Source organism: Neolewinella aquimaris (assembly GCF_014197245.1).
In the GTDB taxonomy this organism is placed as follows: Bacteria; Bacteroidota; Bacteroidia; order Chitinophagales; family Saprospiraceae; genus Neolewinella; species Neolewinella aquimaris.
In genome coordinates, this window is record NZ_JACIFF010000001.1 from 801,778 (window position 1) to 822,466 (window position 20,689).

The 20,689-nt window shown below is 55.1% G+C and carries 22 protein-coding genes and 1 pseudogene; 9 read left to right on the forward strand and 14 right to left on the reverse strand.

Going from position 1 to position 20,689, the window contains the following annotated elements:
* Positions 1 to 145: 145 nt before the first annotated feature.
* From GGR28_RS03135 to GGR28_RS03145, 3 genes are all read right to left on the reverse strand, one after another.
* On the reverse strand, positions 146 to 3,181 hold the full coding sequence (locus GGR28_RS03135; RefSeq protein ID WP_183494253.1) for a T9SS type A sorting domain-containing protein: 3,036 nt from the start codon (positions 3,179 to 3,181) through the stop codon (positions 146 to 148).
* A gap of 526 nt (positions 3,182 to 3,707) precedes the next feature.
* The gene (locus tag GGR28_RS03140) at positions 3,708 to 3,905 is read right to left on the reverse strand and encodes a type I restriction-modification enzyme R subunit C-terminal domain-containing protein (RefSeq protein ID WP_406603754.1); all 198 of its coding nucleotides are present in this window, start codon (positions 3,903 to 3,905) and stop codon (positions 3,708 to 3,710) included.
* Positions 3,906 to 3,952: 47 nt separating this feature from the next.
* Positions 3,953 to 4,102, reverse strand: a complete 150-nt coding sequence (locus GGR28_RS03145; RefSeq protein WP_183494255.1) for a type I restriction-modification system subunit M N-terminal domain-containing protein — start codon at positions 4,100 to 4,102, stop codon at positions 3,953 to 3,955.
* A 123-nt stretch (positions 4,103 to 4,225) separates the two neighbouring features.
* Between GGR28_RS03145 and GGR28_RS03150 the strand changes: the two genes are divergently transcribed.
* From GGR28_RS03150 to GGR28_RS03170, 5 genes are all read left to right on the forward strand, one after another.
* Positions 4,226 to 4,477, forward strand: coding sequence for a hypothetical protein (locus tag GGR28_RS03150; RefSeq protein WP_183494256.1), 252 nt, complete (start codon positions 4,226 to 4,228; stop codon positions 4,475 to 4,477).
* A 71-nt stretch (positions 4,478 to 4,548) separates the two neighbouring features.
* Entirely contained in the window at positions 4,549 to 4,824 is a 276-nt protein-coding gene (locus GGR28_RS03155; RefSeq protein ID WP_183494257.1) for a hypothetical protein, read from the forward strand.
* 44 nt (positions 4,825 to 4,868) lie between these two features.
* Positions 4,869 to 6,032, forward strand: coding sequence for a TlpA family protein disulfide reductase (locus GGR28_RS03160; protein WP_183494258.1), 1,164 nt, complete (start codon positions 4,869 to 4,871; stop codon positions 6,030 to 6,032).
* Positions 6,033 to 6,206: 174 nt separating this feature from the next.
* Positions 6,207 to 6,446, forward strand: a complete 240-nt coding sequence (locus tag GGR28_RS19435) for a DUF4160 domain-containing protein (RefSeq protein WP_406603755.1) — start codon at positions 6,207 to 6,209, stop codon at positions 6,444 to 6,446.
* Entirely contained in the window at positions 6,443 to 6,952 is a 510-nt protein-coding gene (locus GGR28_RS03170) for a helix-turn-helix domain-containing protein (protein WP_183494260.1), read from the forward strand. Before GGR28_RS19435 ends, GGR28_RS03170 begins: the two co-directional genes overlap by 4 nt.
* A gap of 7 nt (positions 6,953 to 6,959) precedes the next feature.
* On the opposite strand, the gene GGR28_RS18975 is transcribed toward GGR28_RS03170, so the two are convergent.
* The 4 genes and pseudogenes from GGR28_RS18975 to GGR28_RS03185 form a co-directional block, all read right to left on the reverse strand.
* A complete protein-coding gene (locus tag GGR28_RS18975) occupies positions 6,960 to 7,166 on the reverse strand; it encodes a hypothetical protein (protein WP_246416193.1) in 207 nt (68 codons plus the stop codon).
* 15 nt (positions 7,167 to 7,181) lie between these two features.
* A pseudogene (locus GGR28_RS19440) lies at positions 7,182 to 7,271 on the reverse strand (pyridoxamine 5'-phosphate oxidase family protein); the annotation flags it as partial.
* Positions 7,237 to 7,620: a pyridoxamine 5'-phosphate oxidase family protein gene (locus tag GGR28_RS03180; RefSeq protein WP_183494262.1), complete on the reverse strand. Its 384-nt coding sequence runs from the start codon at positions 7,618 to 7,620 to the stop codon at positions 7,237 to 7,239. The gene GGR28_RS03180 and the pseudogene GGR28_RS19440, both read right to left, overlap by 35 nt.
* Positions 7,621 to 7,695: 75 nt before the next feature.
* A complete protein-coding gene (locus GGR28_RS03185) occupies positions 7,696 to 8,754 on the reverse strand; it encodes a hypothetical protein (protein ID WP_183494263.1) in 1,059 nt (352 codons plus the stop codon).
* 312 nt (positions 8,755 to 9,066) lie between these two features.
* Between GGR28_RS03185 and GGR28_RS03190 the strand changes: the two genes are divergently transcribed.
* Positions 9,067 to 9,948, forward strand: coding sequence for an amidohydrolase family protein (locus GGR28_RS03190; protein WP_183494264.1), 882 nt, complete (start codon positions 9,067 to 9,069; stop codon positions 9,946 to 9,948).
* Positions 9,949 to 10,002: 54 nt separating this feature from the next.
* Here GGR28_RS03190 and GGR28_RS03195 read toward each other — a convergent pair whose 3' ends face one another.
* Complete coding sequence (locus tag GGR28_RS03195) at positions 10,003 to 10,551, reverse strand: acid shock protein (RefSeq protein WP_183494265.1); 549 nt, start codon at positions 10,549 to 10,551, stop codon at positions 10,003 to 10,005.
* A gap of 243 nt (positions 10,552 to 10,794) precedes the next feature.
* On the opposite strand from GGR28_RS03195, the gene GGR28_RS03200 reads away from it, so the two are divergent.
* The 3 genes from GGR28_RS03200 to GGR28_RS03210 all read left to right on the forward strand — a co-directional run bounded on the left by GGR28_RS03200 (position 10,795) and on the right by GGR28_RS03210 (position 15,259).
* Positions 10,795 to 11,694 (forward strand): alpha/beta hydrolase, encoded by a 900-nt coding sequence (locus GGR28_RS03200; RefSeq protein WP_183494266.1) that lies wholly within the window; start codon positions 10,795 to 10,797, stop codon positions 11,692 to 11,694.
* A gap of 296 nt (positions 11,695 to 11,990) precedes the next feature.
* Entirely contained in the window at positions 11,991 to 14,516 is a 2,526-nt protein-coding gene (locus GGR28_RS03205) for a GNAT family N-acetyltransferase (RefSeq protein WP_183494267.1), read from the forward strand.
* Positions 14,517 to 14,797: 281 nt separating this feature from the next.
* The gene (locus tag GGR28_RS03210; RefSeq protein ID WP_183494268.1) at positions 14,798 to 15,259 is read left to right on the forward strand and encodes a nuclear transport factor 2 family protein; all 462 of its coding nucleotides are present in this window, start codon (positions 14,798 to 14,800) and stop codon (positions 15,257 to 15,259) included.
* 38 nt (positions 15,260 to 15,297) lie between these two features.
* Here GGR28_RS03210 and GGR28_RS03215 read toward each other — a convergent pair whose 3' ends face one another.
* The 6 genes from GGR28_RS03215 to GGR28_RS03240 all read right to left on the reverse strand — a co-directional run bounded on the left by GGR28_RS03215 (position 15,298) and on the right by GGR28_RS03240 (position 20,580).
* On the reverse strand, positions 15,298 to 15,747 hold the full coding sequence (locus tag GGR28_RS03215) for a nuclear transport factor 2 family protein (protein ID WP_183494269.1): 450 nt from the start codon (positions 15,745 to 15,747) through the stop codon (positions 15,298 to 15,300).
* A gap of 335 nt (positions 15,748 to 16,082) precedes the next feature.
* On the reverse strand, positions 16,083 to 16,505 hold the full coding sequence (locus tag GGR28_RS03220) for a DUF983 domain-containing protein (protein WP_183494270.1): 423 nt from the start codon (positions 16,503 to 16,505) through the stop codon (positions 16,083 to 16,085).
* A 545-nt stretch (positions 16,506 to 17,050) separates the two neighbouring features.
* Positions 17,051 to 17,728, reverse strand: coding sequence for a type 1 glutamine amidotransferase domain-containing protein (locus tag GGR28_RS03225; RefSeq protein WP_183494271.1), 678 nt, complete (start codon positions 17,726 to 17,728; stop codon positions 17,051 to 17,053).
* A gap of 67 nt (positions 17,729 to 17,795) precedes the next feature.
* Positions 17,796 to 18,956: an iron-containing alcohol dehydrogenase gene (locus GGR28_RS03230; protein ID WP_183494272.1), complete on the reverse strand. Its 1,161-nt coding sequence runs from the start codon at positions 18,954 to 18,956 to the stop codon at positions 17,796 to 17,798.
* A gap of 32 nt (positions 18,957 to 18,988) precedes the next feature.
* Positions 18,989 to 19,990: an NADP-dependent oxidoreductase gene (locus GGR28_RS03235; RefSeq protein WP_183494273.1), complete on the reverse strand. Its 1,002-nt coding sequence runs from the start codon at positions 19,988 to 19,990 to the stop codon at positions 18,989 to 18,991.
* Positions 19,991 to 20,001: 11 nt separating this feature from the next.
* Positions 20,002 to 20,580 (reverse strand): TetR/AcrR family transcriptional regulator, encoded by a 579-nt coding sequence (locus GGR28_RS03240; RefSeq protein ID WP_221233780.1) that lies wholly within the window; start codon positions 20,578 to 20,580, stop codon positions 20,002 to 20,004.
* Positions 20,581 to 20,689 lie beyond the last annotated feature (109 nt).

Consider the following 20,689-nt stretch of genomic DNA (forward strand, 5'->3'; position numbering starts at 1 on the left):
ATGAGGCCCTGCACCCGCGTCCCCGCAAAAAGAAAATGGGCGACGATGCGGTCAGTAGCGACGGCTTCAGCCGTCCCGCTGCAACGATGTTAATGAAATATAAGCGATCATACATCCCGTAATGCAGGGTCCTCCCCTACGAAAACTATCCCCCCACGATCAGTACACGCACCGTTCCCCCGACCCGGCTACTTCCACCCCGAATCCGTAAAAAGTACACGCCGGGGGATAATCCGGCAGTATTGATGGACGTAGTGGACCCAATGAAATTACCGGATTGCACCGCCCGACCGTCGGAACTGAGTAGCTGATAGCGGTAGCGGTCCGTGGCGGGCAATTCAATTTGCAGCGGTCTTCCGGACGCAATAGGATTGGGATACAGGGAGATCGGGAGCTTGTCGGGTCTGGTTTCAACTACGGCGGTGGGCTTGCCCTGGGAATGCTGGCCGAAATCCAGCACATACACTTCCCGACCGTAGATCGAACCACCGCTGATGTATACGAAGCGGTTTCCGGCCCGGACGATAGCGGAAACTTCGTATTTTGAGAGGTACGGTTGAAGGACATCGCCGGTATGCACATTCACAACTTGAGGCCGATTCCTTACACCGCTTTCTTGAAGAATAAAAACCAGGCTGTCGAGTACGGTGAGATTCGATTTCGGAAACACGATCTCTCGGTCGAGGCCACCAATCAACCGGGTTACCTCACCGGTAGGAAGATGAACCCTCCACAGGGAAGCTCCATAATTGAAAGTGGTAAAGATTAGTGTGGTATCGTCTACCGTGGTCAGTTCCTGGATCCCTTTTCCGGTCATTTCTACGAACGGTTGGGCCGTACGGCTTCCCGTTGGAACCCGGAAGAGCGTATCCCGATCCGTGTAGTAAGTCGTGCCGGCGATGTGAACGGGCGAGAACCAAAACCACGATGAATTGGTATTTATCGGCAGCATGTCCTCCCCCTCCCGGATATAGTAACTACCCGCAATTTCTGCGGCGCGGTCGGCGTCGGCCAACCGAAAGGACACGACGCCGACCGAGCCCGTCATTTCGTACGGAAACAAATTTGGTCCTATACCCGAGAAATCCGCATAGTAGTTCGTACCGGCGGACGAGCCGTCACTTCGCCAGATTTCCCAATTGCCCTGATTATAGCAGGGGAAATAGAGCGCCGTCCCCGTCGAAGCGATAATGGGTTTGAGGTAGTACCCGTGGGGTATCCGCCCCGGACCACCGTCCACACTTATCACTTCCGTCGCCTCCCCGGTTTGTCCGTCTAGCCGGATCAGCCGGAAGCGTCCCGGTAGGTTACCACTTCCGTCTTCACCGCTGAGGTAGTAAAAATGATCGCCAAAGGTCTGCAGCGGAGATTTAGCCGGATATGCCAGTGGAGGAAGCTTGCGCGTTCCGGCCTTCGTACCATCCGTGAAGTAGTAAGCTTTGTTATTGCGACTGCCATAGACCACCGATCGATCGGTACCCTCCAAGGAACTCACACGCAGAGAGGCATCTCCGGCGAAAAGCGGCTCGTACTGACAACCCGTCGCCGACCCATACACCACCTCTCCGTGAACAAAGTAGGCGGCGTCTCCCCCGGCGCGAAGTCCATCGACGGTGGCACTTCCAGTGTGGGGGTACAGGTCCTGATAAATTTGCGTTTCCCCGTTTAGGAGATTAAAACTCAGGATAGCTTCTCCCACCGCCTCGTCGACGCCTATACCGTACAACCGGTCACCGGATTGTACGAATGCCCCGGTCTCCAGCGAGGGCCAGCCGGTATCGGCGGTTGCTGACTGGAAGGTGGGGTAAATACGAACGGAATTTTTATAATAAACAATAGCTACGTCTTCATTTATTCCCCCGAATTTCCCTGCAGCGGTCACCACAATGCCTTCATCCAGTTTTATGCTACCGGTCAGTTGAGTAAATGGAGCGAGCATATCGAGCTTTTCCGTACCCCGGCGATGCACGTAAAGCCCCTTATCGGATCGCCGATTGATTACGAACAGTTGGGTGGCGGTCGGTAGGTAAGTCGGAGCATTGCCACTTTTATCAATCGGTACGTCGATACGTTCCAGCTCTCCCGTCGGGCTAAGAAAATAGAAGGAATCGTCCTTGTAGCTTTCGTTGGTAGAAAAGTACAGGCTACCGTCCTCCAACTGAGCGATGTGCTGCACCCCCCACTTGTCGTAGCTTATCTCCCGCCCCGTTAGATCTACGAGCAGCTGCGTGCCGAGTGAGTCTCCCGTACTACTCCATAGTTGCGGCGAGTCGGGCGATCCGGCACGGAAAATTAGGAAGGAGTCCGTGCTGATCGATTGTACCGGATTAGCTGCAGCAAGGGCATACGTTCCCTCCGGTGTACCGTCGGTGCGCCAGAGTTCCCGTTCCCCGTTCGCCAGAAAAGCATTAAATAATAGAGCCCCCCGGACTACGTATAGTTTCGTCCCGGTGAAGTAGGGTCTCCGCTCTTCCGGTAGGTGGTCAAAACTGATTTGACGGGTTCCGTCCACGGTTCCGTCACTTACGTAAAGCTCTCGGTTATAATTGGCGAAATAGATTCTTTCGCCGGAGGGGATAAGTTGGGTTAGGTTATTCCTGTCTTCGTACAGAAGTCGGGTTCCGTCGGACGTACCGTCAGTGATGGCAAGTCCGCCCAGGGTAACATACACAAAACTGTCCCCCAACGTGGTGTAAAGGGGGCTGCCGGCGCCCATCCCGCGGGGTAATTCCCGCAGGCTGGACGGGTCGTTCCCGATAGCGAACAGGCGCATTCGGTCCTCCAGCAATTTCCGGCCGTCGGCGAAGGTGTGGAGGTGCTGCAACCTTCCCTCGACCAACCGCGTGGTATCGAAGGTAGTCGGATCGAGGTGGTAGGTAAACTCCGTGTTCCAGGTGCCCTCGCCGCGATAAAGCATCAGACCACCGGCGTACCTCCCGGAGATGCGGCCGTTGAGGCCGGCGTCCGCCACGACGGTATCCAACTGTCGGCCATCAAAGTAGAAGATGCCATTGGGATCGAAATCACGGAAGCTGTAGTAGAAGCTTCCGGGAGCGTCTCCCGGATAGAAGTTCGGCACCCCGAAATGGGCCCTCAACCGGGGACGCTGGTTCATGTCAATCACCCCATCCGTAAAGGCGGGAAATTGACCGTACAAAAAGGTGAAGAGGGCAACAAACAAGAACGTAAGACAACTACGAGCACAAACATTCATACGGGGCGGCGGATTGGGGGGGGGGTTAGGAAAATTGCAAAAGCAATTTTGGTAAGAACGTGGGAATGGGGTTGGAAAATTATGTGGGGGTATAGCCTTTATGGTTTAGTCGACGGAGGAGTCTCGGTCGGCCCTCGTCGGCCGAGTCTAAGCTCGTCCGCCGAGTAGGCCTACTGGGCGGCGCGTTAGGAGGAGAACATCAACCTAAGTACGTATCTAGTCGGCGGACGAGCCTCGTGCCTCGGTCGGCCCTCGTCGGCCGAGCCTAAGCTCGTCCGCCGAGTAGGCCCACCGGGCGGTGCGTTAGGAGGTTAACATCAACCTAAGTATGATCTAGTCGGCGGACGGGCCTCGTGCCTCGGTCGGCCCCCGTCGGCCGAGCCTAAGCTCGTCCGCCTAGTAGGCCTACTGGGCGGCGCGTTAGGAGGAGAACATTAACCTAAGTAATCCAGTCGGCGGACGAGCCTCGTGCCTCGGTCGGCCGACGACTAGATCATTCACCTCCCGCAAAAATTTTTACGATGCGCTGACTGGCCGCGGTGTCGAATACCCCCAATAGCCCCTGATCGTGCTGGTCGGTAAAGAGTGCCTCGAAGAGCAACTTGGGGTCTACCATACCATTCTGGGTGAGGTAGCGGATGATGTTGTCGATGAAGGTCATCTGATCGGCCCGCAGGGGCGCGGTGCGCAGGAAATCGGTATGAGTGCTTCTACGGTTATCCCGAGTAGGTTAATTTTCTACTCTTCGTTGACCTGCTGCTCGTCCAGCCGCCGTAAAAACATCAGGTAGGTAAACTGCTCGATAACGGTGAGGGCATTCGTAAGTCCGCCGTTGGCGAAGTGGTCCCAGATGGCATCGACCAGGGATTTTCCGGGTCCGGTAATCATGGCCGGCAAGGTAGAAAAATTACCTTGCTCCTGCGCTCCCGCAAAATAATCAGCCGCCGTCACCCCCCCGTAAAATCGCCACCCCCACCAAAAACCTTCCCCCCGCCCAGCCGTAGTAGTAGCATGGAACCCGCGCCCCCGCCCCCCAACCCAACTCCGCAACCCTCCGACAGTCCCTCTACCACCAAGGCACTGGGCGACAAGGCCGCCGAGACCTACGAGTGGTGGAACAACCTGGCGACGATCAACGCCGAGGACCCCTTTCTGGTGGGATTCGCGAAAATCGGTATACGTCTGCTCGGTATTATCGTACTGTTTGCGCTGTCGCCGGTGATCTTACTGGGACTGGTCATCGCATTTTTTGCCGTACTATGAGTGTATTCCGAAATCCCTGGTGGTGGGCTGCCGTGCTCCTGTTCGCCGCACACCAAATACTACAACGCTTAATGGGAGTTAATATCCCCCTGCTGGATAACTACTTAGACCCCTTCTGCGTAGCGCCAATCCTGCTGGGATTGTGGCAGGAGGAATGGCAGTTGGTGTTCCGGGTACCGCGACTGACTTTATTGGGGACTGCGGTAGCTACAATCTTACTTGCCGTAGTATTTGAGGAAATTTATCCCCTCTACCAGGACGGCTTTCAACGGGATACGGTTGATTATGCATTTTATGCGCTGGGTGGGGTGTATTTTTATTTTTTGGTGAATCGGCGGGATCGGTAGAGCAACACGGTTCAATTATAAGTATGCCGCCCTATATTGTCACCATGGCAATTCGAGTTTATAGTTCGGTAATCACCCTATTGATACTGCTTACCGCTCCGCTCGGCGCGCAAAGGGAGGAACTCTTCCGTGGCATGGTACGCTCCAAGTCATACGATCATGACCCGGAAGTAAGCTCATTTCAAAAGAGCCAGGCCAGCAGCTACGGCATTCCGCCGGCGGAGTTGGATACGTTTTACGTAGAGAGTTTTGTGTGCGTCGATACCGTTGTTGTGTACTTCAAATCGGTGAGCGGACTAACGCTTTTGAAGCAGATCCAATTTGGCGGCAGCACTTTCATCCACGACAAGCTCCTGTCCACCTACCTGAAGATGCCCGTAAGGGAAAAGGGCTTGTCTGGTCTTTCGCGGACGGATTGGAAAAGGAATAAGAACTACACCGCGCCCGATGGATTTCGGTACGACCTAAAGGCGGTGCACTCCAAGCGTCCTACCTACACTCACTACCTTACTCTAGATAAATCAGTCCAGCACAGTGAGCAGTTGGCGTTAGACGGCCAGTTCGTGCTGATGTTTCATCCCGAAGGACGCATTCTGCGGCGTGGATCGGTATCCGGCAGTGGAGACGAGATTACTACGGAGTCAACTTTTATCCATATTCCCGAACTTGATTGCAGCGGGCACACGAATGACTTGATAACGGTCCGAGATTTGCCGCTGGAAGAACTGACCGATCAGGATCGCATTCCGACCGATGTGGTCGTCAGTGAGCATTCCCGTGATTCATTTCGGATGGCAAATACTTATAATGCCGCCGGTGAATCGGTTGATTTCCTGGATTCCCTGAAGGGTAGGTACATCTACATAGACTTCTGGGCATCCTGGTGTCAACCCTGCTTGAGCGAGATGCCCTTTCTCAAAGAAATAGGTGAAACGTACGCGGAAAAGAACCTGGCCGTTTACTCGGTCTCGCTAGATAACTTGTCCGGTGTTCCGCAGTGGAAAAACAGGATGGAACAGTTCGGCATGGACTGGCACAATTCCATCATGTACGACGGTATGAGATCGGCTTTCGCCAAGATGCACGGCATCACCGCAATTCCTCACTACATGCTCATTGACGATCGGGGGCGAATCGTTAATGGCTTCGTTGCCCGTCCTTCGGACCCGCGGCTGAGGGTAATGTTGGATGGATTGCTAGACCGATAACAGCAACTTACTCAGTAGTGTGAAAAGTCAGATTAGTGGAGAGGAGTGCAATAGCCCGCAGCTACGACTAATATATTGCTTCATGCCTAAAGTAAAACAGTTCACTAATGGATGTTTGTGACGTAGTCAAGCAACAACCCTTTACTATATTTGTTATCTCATCAGATAACTTTTATGCCGCTTCTATGTACTCTCGATGGAGTTAAAGTTCAGATGTTCATGAACGATCACCCTCCACCCCACTTCCATGTCGTTTTTGCCGAGTACAAAGCGCAAATCGAAATCGCTACAATGAAAGTCATGAATGGCAGCTTACCAAAACGTAAATTGAAAATAGTAGCACGGTGGGGAAGAGAGAACGAAAGGGCACTAAGTGAACTCTTTAACCGCTTAAATCCACCCCTAATAAGATGAGACCAATAGTCGATATACTGAAAATCATTGAGGTAACGGGACACAGCGTCACCTGTGTGTTCAGCAATGGGGAGTACCGAAGCATCGATTTGAGCAAGCTACTGGACCAGTGGAAACCCGGCAAGGACGACCTGACGGCGGAACTATATGATGTCGAAAAAGTCGGCAAAGTGGTAGTCGAAAACGGAACCCTTACCTGGCCAGCTATAACCATGGATGTGAAACTACTGGATGAAATCGTTACCGTCGCCCTTGATATAGATCCTATGGTCCTCTACGAGAATAGCGTTATTGATAAGAATCACGATAGTGCCTATACCCTCGGTAGGCAGCTCAAGCAGGCCCGCATATCCGCAGGACTTACCCAGGAAGCACTGGCGAACCGAGTAGGTACCTCAAAATCTTACATCAGCAAGATTGAGTCCAGCAAATCGGACATTGGTTACAAGACTCTCCGTAAAATTGTCGAGGTGGGATTAGGTAAGAGATTGGAAATTGTAGATTGAGTTAACCTCACTTCTCCCCCAACCCCCGCACACTCCCCGGCACCTCCCACTCCCCCCGCATCTTCTCATCCCCCACCGGCTCCCCGTAGGTCGTCACGATCGGCACCACCCCCGCCCAGATCGGCAGCTCGTAATCCTCCGCATCGTCCACGGCCCCCCCGGTCCGAATCTTCGCCGAGGCATCCTCGATGGTCAGGGCCAAAATACCGGTCACGTTCGCCTCTTTTTCGTTGATCGGACGGCACTCGGCCCAGCGCCCGGGTACAATTGCATCCGTAAACCGTTCAAAAACCGCCAACTTCTCGTTGGCATCCTCCACGGGCGCACATCGCCCGAACACGACCACCGAACGGTAGTTGACCGAATGGTGAAACCGCCGATCGCGCCACGACAATCCCATCCACCAGGGTCACCCCCAGAGAGCACGGGATGCCCTCCGCCAGGGTCTGATAAATCCGACTTTTCTTCGAGCCGTGCAGGTACAGCACATTCCCTTCTCTCCCGTACAGCATGGGTACCTGAAACGGCTGCCCCTCCAACTGAAAGGCCACCTGCCCCACGAAATTCGCGTCCAGGACGCCGTAGACCGTCGCCGCATCGTAGTGCGCACGCTTCGGGACCCGGCGCACGGTGGTCCGTTCACTCTTAAAACCCGGTTGCTCTTCCATAGCTCGAAAATACCGGTACGAGGAGTAATAGAGCAGCGGCACACGGGGGCGGCGGCGCGCGGGTGCAATGAAACGTTACTCGAGCATTACCCGGAACCCGAAATTGATGCCCGTGCTGGTCCTGCGGTCCGGTCGATCGTCGGAAAGGTAGGTGCGTAGCTGTGGGGTGACTTCCAGGGCTACGTTGTCCCGCAAGAAGTACTGGGCACCACCGCCTACGCTGAGGTAAGTGCTGTTGGTCGCAGAGGTTTCGGGGTTGACTGCGGATTTGTACCATTGGCGCATGTGACCGGCCCCGCCGTCCAAGAACCAGACCAGGCGTTTTTGTTGCGTCAGGTAGTAGCGCACTCCCGCTCCAATGTCTACACCCACGTAACTGTTTGCGGGGCGGACTGCGTTTGCATTATCGGGCACGGCGAATCGTCCGAACATAAGACCTAGTTGAACACCGCCCGCTAACCGGTCGGTTAAAAAGTACTGTCCTCCGACCTGTACGTTAAGGTCGATGATTCTTCTCCGTCTTCTTACCCAACCATTCTGACCGCCTAAAGCAATGGTCCCCTTTTTAAAGTTCCCTACCGGTTTCTTGCCTTCCGTACTCGGGGTGAGCAACAACTCAAGGCCGGCCCCCAGGCTAACCATGTTCCTGCCAGATGTGGCGAAATAACTAATCGCCGGGGTAAGTAGCAGTCCCTCGGCAATCGGTATCTGCAAACCGGCTTCGAGGTCAAGCCTGTTCAGGGCAGAGTGATTGTTGCCATATCTACCAATATTGGTACCCACCTGTCCGAAAACGCCCAGGTCGGGCCGGTTCAGGAAGTAGTAGCGGGCAAAGGGATTTAAGTAGTAATTGCCGGTAACTCCATCCTGGGATGACACCCCTACACCGGTGGCGGCCCCCACGAGTACGCGGTCGAGCACGGCATAGCCCGCCGTTAAGTCGAAGCCTAAACCCACCTCGGTTTGGTCCGTAAAGGGATCCTTCGCCACACTTAAATTGCCCAATCTGACCGGACTGGGAGGAACCAGCCCGCTGGAATTGTTAAGCACTATAAGCCGGTCGCCCCGCTGAATCTGTGCGGCGCCGGAAGTGGAAATAAAAATGAGTACTAACAGGTAAAGGTAGGTGCGCATGGTGGGGTTGTTGGGGTGAGGGCGCAAATGCGCCACGTAATTGTTGTGCTGAATACTAAAACCTAGCAACGATGATAGGAAGAGGTAAGCTAGTTCAGACTATACATTAACCTAATTAACGCCGGCGTAACACTTTCGCTGGTTCCCGACCCAAATCAGGCCCAGGAGGACATTCGCTTGAATCGGGTAAAGGTCTATGCGGGAAAAGGCTTAGTTTGAGGCCATGGTCATCTTTCTTTCAACAACTCCATATCAAGAACGTCGGTGGGGTTGCGTGGGTGTTTTATATTCTTATAAAGTAATTGCAATAACATGAAGAATATATTCCTGGCACCCTTGTTTCTCATCCTCTGCCCAGCACTATCGCACGGACAAATCATAGATATGCACCTGCATGCCTATACGGAGCAGGACTACTGGGTAGCTACCGCCCGCAATGGTTTTACGCCCGCGGCATCCGCCCGGGAGTTGCTGGAGAAGACCATTCAGAAGATGGACGAGCACGATATCGAATTGGCGGTGGTCAGCGGAAACCTGGAAAGTCTCAGGTACTATACGCAAGCCGACGATCGGTTCATTCCCAGTTATCAGGATTACGCCGAAAACCTGATTCCCATAGATTCATTCGTTTCCCTGATTAAAAACGGAGACATACAGGTGTTCGGCGAAGTAATGGCGGTATACCACGGGCAGACGTTAAACGACGAAAAATACCTACCCTACCTGAAAGTTTGTGAGGAATATAACATCCCGGTGGCCTACCATACCGGGGGTACCTTTCCGGGAGCCAATGCAGAGATTTGGAAGAAATTCAGGCTTTCCTTCGGTAATCCATTGTTGATCGAGGATGTACTGGTCAGGTTTCCCAAGCTAAAGCTGAGTCTGATGCACGCGGGGAGCAACTTTTACGAAAATACCCTGCGGATGATGGATCAGTACCCCCAGGTGTACGCTGACCTGGGGGTACTGCTCTGGCTTCATCCCATGGAAAAGGATTATGCGGTAAAGTTTTTGGAGTCGGCCAAAAAGTACGGGGTCCTCGATCGGGTAATGTTTGGTTCTGACCAAATGATCTGGCCGGATGCGATCACCGCGTCCATTGAATTTTTGAATTCCCTATCCTTCCTGACGGAAGTAGAAAAACGGGACATCCTCTACCGCAACGCGAAACGGTTTTTAAATAAGGGAAGCTAACGCCCCCCCCGCCCGGCCGAGGGCGCTGGATCAGGCGGGGGCGCGTGGGCCAGCTCAGGGGCAGGTCACCCTCGGATTCCAATCTTCGAATAGTCCGGCCGGATTGGGATTCCAGAGCCAGACGTGGCGCTCGAAATCTGCGAATGGTTGCGAGAAAGGAAGAAATTCTATCTCGCCCCCAAACTTCGGAGGGATACCCCCTACGTGAAGGTACTCGACGGCTCCCAGCTTATACGTGCCGTTGTTCTTGAGTTGATACACCAAAACCTCAGGTTCCAATGGATTGTGAACGCCGTCCACTCTGTCGAATTTAACAAAGTGAACACCCATTCCGCCAACTCCGGGAAGTTCCACGCAATCCTCGGTGTTGAAAAATCCGTCGTCAAGGGCAGCCTGATGATTGTGGTACTTAGCCGTAGCCCGCCTGACCTGCGCGACCAGTTTGTTGAGTTGGCTTTTGTTTGCCTTAGCTGCCTTGGGTTTGAAATACTCGACCCTGGGCGTAAGGGTGTTGGGAGTCGTCAGATCTTCGTCGATGGAGCAGGAGGTAAGCCCCACCAACATCCCGACGACTAGGGTCAGGAGAATGTGTTTGTGGTTCATAGTGTAAGGATGAGTGATTGACCCTTAAAGTACTGCACCAAGCAGCTGCAAAGCAAGTTATCACACCTTTTTTACGCAGGAGTTTTAGTTAATGTTTCCGGGGTGGAGCGGACGCGGATATCTTATGAATCGCCCCCCCCGATTTAAGCGGATAACTGCCCAAGCCTTTCCGGGGAAGGAGCCAGCCGCTTTTTCCCGGGAAAGTCGGGCCACAACACCTAGTTTTAACCTAAACAGCTATTGATGCACTACGGAATCCTGTGCTGCGCAGCCACCTGCGCAATGATGCTTTCATCCTGCGCGACGAACTTGGCCTCCCTACCCGACCGATCCGCAGGTCAGATCGACGCTTCCTATACCATGCACAAAGACGTCGCGTACGGGGCGGATCCCGAGCAGGTGATGGACATTTACCTCTCCAAAACCGCAGCATCGTTCGGGAAGCGCAATTACACCATCGTGTTTCTGCACGGCGGAGCGTACTACCTGAGCGACAAGACCGAGGAGGAAAAGTACATCGAACCGTACCTGCGCAAGGGCCTCAACGTGGTCAACCTGAATTACCGGCTCAAACGCGGCATCACCGCTGCGACGAGCGATCTCCCCCTCGCCCTCAATTTCCTGCAGGACCACAACGAAGCTTACCCGCTGAAGCTCGACAACATCATCGTTACCGGATTTTCCGCCGGAGCCCAGATTGCCACCAACGTGGGGCTGGCCCAGAACAACCCATCCTTCCCCGACCGGCTGGACCCGGGCATCCGGATCGTCGGAATCATTAACTTTTCCGGACCGGTGGACCAGCTGGACGTCATCGAGCAGATCTTCGTCGACCACGAATACGAGTTGTTCAGTGCGGCCGGGAAAGCCCTGTTCCCGGAGGAAGGCTATGCCGCCCCCGAGACGGTAGCCGTGTACGAGCCGGTGAACTACTTTGACCGCAACGACCCGCCGGTCTTCCTCTGGCACGGGGGACAGGACGATCAGATCCCCCCGGACACCTTCCGCGCCTTTACGGGCAAATTCCGGGCTGAGAAGGATGTCCTGCAGTACGTTCCGGAGGGCAAACACAGTCCCACGAGCGAGGAACTCGCGGCCGCCTACGCGGGGATCTTCGCCTTTCTGGATGCGCTGGACCGGTGAAGTCGGGGGAAACCATTGCTGTTTTCTCCACCCACATTTGCGAATAAAACATAGCTGAGAGAATGTAAGCAGTACCCAGGCCGGGAGATTGCAGCTGATTGGTTTGCTCCCGCGCGCCGCCGCCCACGGTACTACTCAGAAAAACAGGGCGGGGCCGCGGGTGCCGTAGAAAACCGTGGGAAGCTATGCGGATTGGTTCAAACACCTAGGATTTAGCGCACTTCAGTGCTGGAAAAGACCTAGCTTACTCTCGGTAGCCCGGGTATACGCCGACGGCTTGCAAAATGGGAGAACCTATGGTAAAGTCTAGTCCCGTCCTGCACTGGATACTCAACTCCGATGACCTGAAGGCCCACGCAGACCTGGTCGATCAGTTCTTCGCACTGTATGCCCATCCGGATAATTTCCCCGACGAGAACGAACGGGAGGAGCCCCGCTTTATCCTGCAGCGGATCCGGGAGGGGTCCGATAATCCACACACCCACCTCATTGCCTACACCACCGAAAACCGGGTGAGGGGGGGCGCGATTTTCGAGTACTACCCCCGCAGCGCCTGCTGTATGCTCACGTATCTTTTCGTGGATAAGGCCGTACGCGGCACCGGGATCGCCCGGCAGCTGATTGAAACCGACCGGAATAGGGGCATCCCGGGCTTGATCGCCCACCTCCGGGCGCAGGGCCGTCCGGTCCGCGCGGTGTTTTTTGAGACGAACAACCCCTTCCTGACCCCAGAGGGGATGGACTCCATGGCGCCGGCCGACCGGCTCTCCGCCTTCTACAAGCTGGGTGCCAGGCGGGTGGACATCGATTACGTGCAACCCCCGCTGGACCGAGACAAGGCGCCCGTATCCAACCTCTACCTTTGCACCTTTCCCCAGTTGAGCGGCGACGTATTCCTGCTCGGCATCAATACCCTGCTTTGCTTTCTTGTCGAGTTCTACCATAGCCTGGAGGCACTGAGGGGGGACATCTACCATGAGCTGGAAAAGGCCCGCGCCTGGACCCCGGGTACCGCACCCGGTTTTGCGACGGTAGAGATCGAGCAGATGTACGAAAGCCTTCTGCGCAACGACTACGCCGTCTCCGGCTTCACCTACCTGAAGCAGTTGCCCCGGCGGGAGGCGCCCCAGCTGGTGTTCGGGCGGGCTTCCGTTTGCCTGGAGATCCTGGTAGATGAATCTTATTACCGGGTGGAGGTGCGGCAAGGGGGCGCGGCGGACTATGTGTCACTGCCGGGGACATCCGGGGAGACCGATCCGCTGTCGGCCCACCAGCAGAACGACCGCTTTTGCGTCATGACCCATTCCTTCGAGACCGACCTGCTGTCGTACGCTTACCAGTCCGCACCACCCTTCTATACCCGGTGCTTCAATTTCCCAAGCTTCCGGGAGGTGATCGTCAGGTTTCCCCAGACCCTCGCCTTCGTTTCCGAGGGGAGGCAGGAGATGCTGTACGTCTTAGCGGATGGAGGGGAGCAGCAGCCGCACGCCACGGTAAAAACGGTGGCCCGGCGGGGCGGCGGCGGCGAGGTCCTTCGTGCGGTGGTCAAGGAAATCCGGCTGAGGGTATTCCTGAATTACACCTACTTCTTCAACAGTGAGATCCGGATCTGGCACCTCATATTCTCTACGGTCGATGACGTCGGGATCGACGAGATCGACCTGATCAAGCTGATGAAGTTTTTCAGCGGTTCCCAGGAGAGTAAGACGGAAGCGCAGAAGGTGCGGGAACTCGGCAAAATCAAGTTCGTTATTCCCGGCCGGGAGGATCGGGAGTTGGACGTCATGCAGCTGTTTGAAGAGATGTCCGGCATCCGGTACGCCAGACGGGAGGACTGCGGCGGAGAGGCCGATCTGCCGGACAAGCCCTCCATCCACGCCATCCGCAACGGCATCGTCGGGATTGACACGGATTACTGCCGCTTTAGTGCCGCGGGCGCGGGTGATGAGCAGGACCGGATCCGGGAGGTGCTCGCCCAACTGTTTGAAAACCTGCGCAGCAACGAGGAGGGAAAGAAAGTGAGCTCGGTAGACGTGCAGCGACAGTATGCGCGGAACAAGCACGCCGAATACGTCTTTGAGGCCTTCTGTGGCATCACTCTCGGAATCTTTGATTACGACCGCATGGGTTTTGAGGAGGTCAGCGATACCCTGATCCCCCGCAGTGCCACCGAGAATTCTTTTTTAACGATCAATCGGGGCGTACTGTCCTCCTTCGGCTACGGCGACAGCGTGTTTGCGGCTTCCATCAATACGATCGGGATCAACCCTTACCTCCAGATTCCGAGTGCCGTGCTGGCCCACAACGAGTACGTCGTCAATGATGCCTTCGCCAGGAGCCGGACGGTGCTGGAAGAAGTGGCGGGCGACGAAAGCGTGGTGGACATACGCAAACTGGAAGCCAGCCGCAAACAGATCCGTCACCTGCTGAACATCGACTTTCTGCCGAACGTGTTCCAGTACCCAACGGAGCAGGACCTCTTCGAATACGGCCTCGTCCACCGCGGCGTCCTGGATAAGCGCAAGCGCACCCAGGCCAACCTGGAGCAGATCGATCACCTAATCGAGGAGAGCAATGCCAGCCTCGACCACCGCTACCAGTTCTGGGTAAACATTCTGCTTATGGTCATCTCCATCTTTCAGATCTACGAGGTGGTCACCAGCCTGATCACCGAGATCGGCGGCCCCCGCCTGAACACCTTCCCCGTACTGATGAAACTGTCGGTACTCCTGGTGCTTATCGCCATCTGCGTCTACATCGCCTACCGCCTGTATCGGAATTTCTCGGCGGATACCGGCCGGCGGTTTATCCTGCGGAGATGAGGCCAGGAAATGAGATGCTTTGCACGACAGCTTGACCTTCCAGTAAACCGGCACAACACGTATTTCAGCGAAGCAAATCAGTAACTATGGTAGACAATACGGTAGTTTGGGTACTATCGCAACCAAACGATCCTCCTAGCTTTGCAGAAGCGGATACAGCCAGCTGCCGAAATAATCAGGCTTCATTCACTGGCTCGGAAGTTCGTCGACCTCACCACGATACCTGGAGAGGTGCGTACGGAAACAAATCACTCTAGAATAAGCCCCTAAAGAATACAACTATGAAGATCATTCTAATCGGACTACTGATGATAAGTAGTCAACTGGCCCTTGCCCAACAATCTACGGAGGATCCCACTCCCGAGGAACAGGCCCTGCTTACCCTCTCCGAACAAAAATGGCAGTGGATGGCGGACAAGAACGTGGATTCCCTCCATGTGCTATTCGACCCCCAGGCCATGTTCGTGCACATGGGCGGTACGTGGGGCACCGAGCGGGAACTCGACATCATCGAATCCGGCTTCATCTGGTACAAGCAGGCCGAGGTCTACACGTCCACCGTGCGGTTCTTCGGGAATACTGCCATAGTGTTGAATGACATCGACCTGGTAGCGGCTGTCGGCGATCGCGAAGTCACCAATCCCTTTATGGTGACGGAGGTGTACGTCCGTGAAGACGGCAACTGGAAGTTGGGGCAACTCACTTTTTCGCACCTATCGCGTGAAGTTAAACTCGGAGAGTGATAGCAGACATACGACGACCTTCGCAGCGCATATTTACGTTAGTGCTCAATCTCGTGAGTGTCCCTCACGCTGCTGAAGGTCATTCCCAGCATTTTCCAGCCGGCTTCGTGTTGCTGATACACCTCGGTTACGGTAAACTCATTCGACACCGTATTTCCCCGCACTTCGGCCGTTAGCGTGATCCGGTTCCAGAGCATGACCGTATTGCCGGACACTTCGACCACCACGTCGTGTACGTCGGCCTTGGCGTAGTGGATGCTGCCGGTTTCGATGATTTCAAGTTCACGGGCCTTACCCCAGCTCCCGCTCATGTGGACGAAGCGGGCCCCGTCGTCGAATAATACGGCGAGGGAATCTACCTGCTTGTCGGCCATCCACTGCCACTTCTTCGTGGATAATTCGGTGATCTCCTGCTCGGTTGCCGTCGATTGCGCGAAGGAAAAGGAGGTGCAAATGACGAGTAAGCAGGCGGTGAAAAATAATCTCATGGTGTGGATAGTTAAGGATAAATGACTAAGGAAGAGACCTTATGGGCCGGCCCCGTACTGCCCGAAACCGGACTGGTAGTTTGCTTACTAGAACGAGGGTAGCTAAACAAGAGTTGGGGCACCCACCGGTGAATGCCTACCTGGATTACTGCAATTTTAACCTTAATTACTGTTGTGTTGTTGCGGGTACCGCAGCCTGGGCAAAGGGCGGGGGCGCAGGAGCGGTCAATCAACCTTCCGCCGCCACTCTACCAACGCGTAAGCTCGGACAGCTCGAAGCATCGTCTTTGGGCCTGGGGTGCATGAGCATGACCAGCGTCCCTACCAGGAAGGCGCTAAGTACGGTTCGACGTTCCGGGAGTTTCGACGTCTAGCGAACCGGCAGCCACGGCGGCGGCAACCTCGGGCTTGTACTTGAAGATCATGTGAATCCATACGGAACGGGCGAAGCGAAACCACCAGACGAATACGACGGCGACGATTGCGAGTAGCGTACCGAAGGAGGCCACCATTGACCATCCTAAAACCCAGCGCAAAAACATAACGATGCCCAAACAGGCGAATCCGGAGCCGATATATGAGATGAACATCGACCCGTAGTAAAATCCCGGTTCGGGGAAGTAGGTCTGACCGCAGGACGGGCAGTGCTTATACTGATCGAACGGCCGATTGAAGGTGAAGGAACCGCTAGGAAAAAGATCACCGTGGTGACAGGTCGGACACTTAAGGGCAAATATGTTGATCAGGGTGGAAGACATTCGTTGCTGTTTTCAGGGGCGGACTCCGGCGGGGAGCATTCATAGCTACGCTAAGTATAACACACATTGCACTGCGGTGCCCCACCAATATTGCCCAAATTTGGGCGCATGCGGTGATTTAGCATTAGGGTGACAATAAACCACCACTCGCTGGCGGCGGCGGAGCGAAGGAGCCAAGGATGAGGCTTTCTAAACCGACCCTGCACCACCTAAGGTTGAGGCTTTCTAAGCCGACCCTGTACCACCCGCCTTCCAGGGTCGCCCCAGAGGGGCTCAACCCGAGACCACACCAAGGAGGAGGCTTTCCGAGCCGACCCTGTACCACCTAAGGTTGAGGCTTTCTAAGCCGACCCTGCACCGCCCGCCCCTTCCAGGGTCGCCCCAGAGGGGCTCAACCTGAGACCACACCAAGGATGAGGCTTTCTAAACCGACCCTGCACCGCCCGCCTTCCAGGGTCGCCCCAGAGGCGCTCAACCTGAGACCACTGCATAAAAAAGCCCGTACCCCTCTATGGGATACAGGCTTCCAATACAATGTCGGTCAATTACTTCAACGCCGCATACAGCGTCTCCGCTACCTTGCTGGAACTGGCCGGATTTTGCCCGGTGATCAGGTTGCCGTCCTGGAGAACGTGAACATTCCAGTCCGCTGCCTTCGAGTAGATCCCGCCGTTCTCCTTGAGCATATCTTCCACTAGAAAAGGAACTACGTCGGTCAACTGTACGGCTTCCTCCTCGCTGTTGGTGAATCCGGTGACTTTCTTTCCCTTCACGAGCGGTTGACCGTCGGTGCCTTTGACGCTTTTGAGCGCGGCCGGTGCGTGACAGACGAATGCTACGGGTTTGTCCTGCTCGTTGAAGGTTTCGATCAGTTTGATGGAGGTCTTATCCCCGGCGAGGTCCCAGAGGGGGCCGTGACCGCCCGGGTAGAAGACGGCGTCAAAGTCTTCGGCAGATACTTCGCTCAGCTTTTTGGTGTTGTTGATTACCTGCTGAGCGTTTTGGTCCTGCTTGAACCGCTTGGTGTCCTCGGTCTGATTATCCTCGGTGTCGCTGCTGGGATCGATCGGTGCCTTACCGCCCTTGGGGGTGGCTACGGTGATGGTCGCTCCCTTATCGAGTAAGGTGTAGTAGGGAGCGGCAAACTCCTCGATCCAGAATCCGGTCTTTTTGCCGGTATCTCCCAGCTCGTCGTGGGAGGTAAGTACGAATAATACGTTCATGATGGTTGGTTTAATTGGTTAGTGGATGGCTGGTTGTACGGAAATTGCTTGCTCCTGCGCCCCCGCCCTAGTACGCCATTTCTACGATCTTCCGGGCGTCTTCCGGATTGAGGGACTGGTGCTCTCCTAAACCCTTCCAACCGCGTTCGGTGAAGCGCTTGGCTACTTCCTCGGCGGTGCCTTCGTAATCGTCGGTGTACTGCGAAAGTTTGGTATCGATGCCCAGTTCGTGGAAGAATTGCTCCGTCCGCTGAATGGCGGCGCGGGCCTTTTCTTCGGTCGATCCTTCGGTGATGTTCCAGACGCGTTCGCCGTACTGCGCCAGTTTTTCCTTCTTCGCTTCGAAGTTGTAGGTATAGTGGCTGGGGGCGATCACCGCCAGGGTGCGGGCGTGGTCGATTCCGTAGAGAGCAGTAAGCTCGTGGCCCATCATGTGAACCGCCCAGTCGGTTGGTACCCCCTTAGAGATGAGTCCGTTAAGGGCCATGGTGCAACTCCACATGAAGTTGGAAGCAGCGGTGTAGTCGGTGGGATCTTCCATAACCTTCGGCGCTACTTCGATCAGGGTCTGGAGAATGCTTTCCGACAGGCGATCCTGTAGGTAAGCGCCCATGGGATAGGTCATGTACTGCTCCAACACGTGGGTGAAGGCGTCGGTAATGCCGTTGGCCAGCTGGCGCTGTGGGATTGAATGGATGACCTCGGGGTCGAGGATGGAGAAGGCGGGAAACAGTCCCGGTCCGCCCATGACCAGCTTCTCTTTAGTCTCCGCGCGGGTAATGACGGAGCCGGAGTTCATTTCCGAGCCGGTAGCCGGCAGGGTCAGGACCGTAGCGAACGGCATCCCCTTGGTGGTTGAAATATTATTGGTAAGAATGTCCCAGGGCTCGTCACCTTCGTACAGCGCGGCGGCCGAAAGGAACTTCGCTCCGTCGATCACCGATCCTCCGCCAACGGCAAGAATGTAGGTGATGTCACGTGCTTTGATCACGGCCAGGGCTTCCATCAGCTTAGCGTATTCCGGATTGGCGGGTATGCCACCGAACTCTTCCACCCTGCGGTCGCCGAGTGCGGAAATCACCTGATCGTAAATGCCGTTGCGCTTAATACTACCACCGCCGTACAGCAACAGGATATTGGCGTCCTGGGGAAGCTCATCTTTAAGACTGGCTATCTGTCCCTTGCCAAAAATGATCTTGGTGGGGTTTTGAAATTTGAAGTTGTTCATCTTGATAAATTTAAAATTGAAAATTTTACATTTTAAATTTTGACCACCATCTTGCCCGTATTCTTCCCGTCGAAGAGGTCGAGGAAGGCCTGGGGGATGTTGTCGAATCCTTCGCGGATTGTTTCGGTGTTGCTTAGTTTGCCCTGCTGTAGCCACTCGGCCAGTTGCTTGATGCCGGCGGGGTACTTGTCGGCGTAGTCAAAGACGATGAAGCCCTGCATGAGGGAGCTATTCCTGACCAGGAAGGGCTGTACGCTGATGCTTTTGGGAAGCTCGGTGTTGTTGTAAACGGAGATCGCTCCACAATTAATGGTGCGCGAGAACTTGTTGATGTTGAACAGCACCGCGTCGGAAATCGGCCCACCAACGTTGTCGAAGTATATATCTACGCCGTCGGGGCAGGCATCGGCAATGGCTTTGGTCATATCGTCCGTCGTATTGTAGTTGATGCCCGCGTCGAAGCCGAAATCAGATTTTAGCATCTCCACTTTTTCGTCGGTACCGGCGATTCCGACAACCCGTAAGCCGAGGATCTTTCCGATTTGTCCGACCACGCTTCCGACGGCACCGGCTGCTCCGGAAACGACGAGGGTTTCTCCGGCTTTGGGTTTACCGATTTCCGTCAGTCCGAAGTAGGCGGTCAGGCCGGTCATACCCAGTACGCCGAGGTAGGCGGAGAGCGGCGCTTGCTTCGGATCGATTTTGATGAGGCCGTCGGGCTTGGCGACCTGTGTTTCCTTCCAGGCTAGCGAGCCGGTGACGTAGTCCCCCTTGGTGAACTTGTCGTGCTTGGATTCGAGGACCTCGGCAACCACGCCGGATGCGATCGGCTCGCCGAGCTCGAAGGGTGGAATGTAGCTGGGTACGTCGTTCATCCGTCCGCGCAGGTAAGGATCTACCGATACGTAGGTGGTGCGGAGGAGAAGTTCTCCGTTGCCTACGGTGGGTACTTCTGCGGTGGTGAACTCGAAGTCGGCCAGCGTTGGTGTTCCGGACGGGCGACGCTTGAGGTTGATAACTTTGCTGTTACTCATGGTATGGTTACTTATAATTTTATACTGTTCCAGGCCATCTGGTAGACTTCGTCTAGCTCCGACTGGCTGATTTTGTAATGCTCCCGCTGCTGCATGTTGAGGAGGAAGGCGATGGGATAGATCGTGAAGGCATACAGCACGTAGGGCGATACGGGTCTGATGATGCTCTGGGCCTGTCCGCGCTTCCACAGTTCGAGCAGGGGGCGTAGGTGTTTGAGTCCTTCCTGCCGGCTCACCTCATCGACCATGGGGGTATTGTCGCACTGCGAAAGGAACATGGCCGCTTCTACCTCCCGCAGCTTAAAGGCGGCAATGTTGTGCCAGATTCGTTGGAAATCCTGTTCTACGGAATCCGTTTGCTCATAGTCGCGAAACGCGGATGCGCTGAAAGCGCTCTTTACTTCCAGGTACACCTTATTGATCAGGTCCTGCTTGCTGTCGAAGTAGCGGTAGATCGTTCCCGGCGATACCCCCGCCAGCTTGGCTATCTTGGCCATGGGTGCAGCGTGAAAGCCGTTGTTGTTGACTAGGGAGATGGTAGCCCGGACGAGGGCGTCTCGTTTTGCTTGGCCTTTGGGGGTGGTACTCACGGGTTGCAGGTTCTGATAAGGTAACAAAATGAACGTTCATTCAGTTTTGTGTAACACCCTTTATCTTTAGTCATGTCTTTAGCGTAGTAGTAAGTGGCCCGGCCGTTCA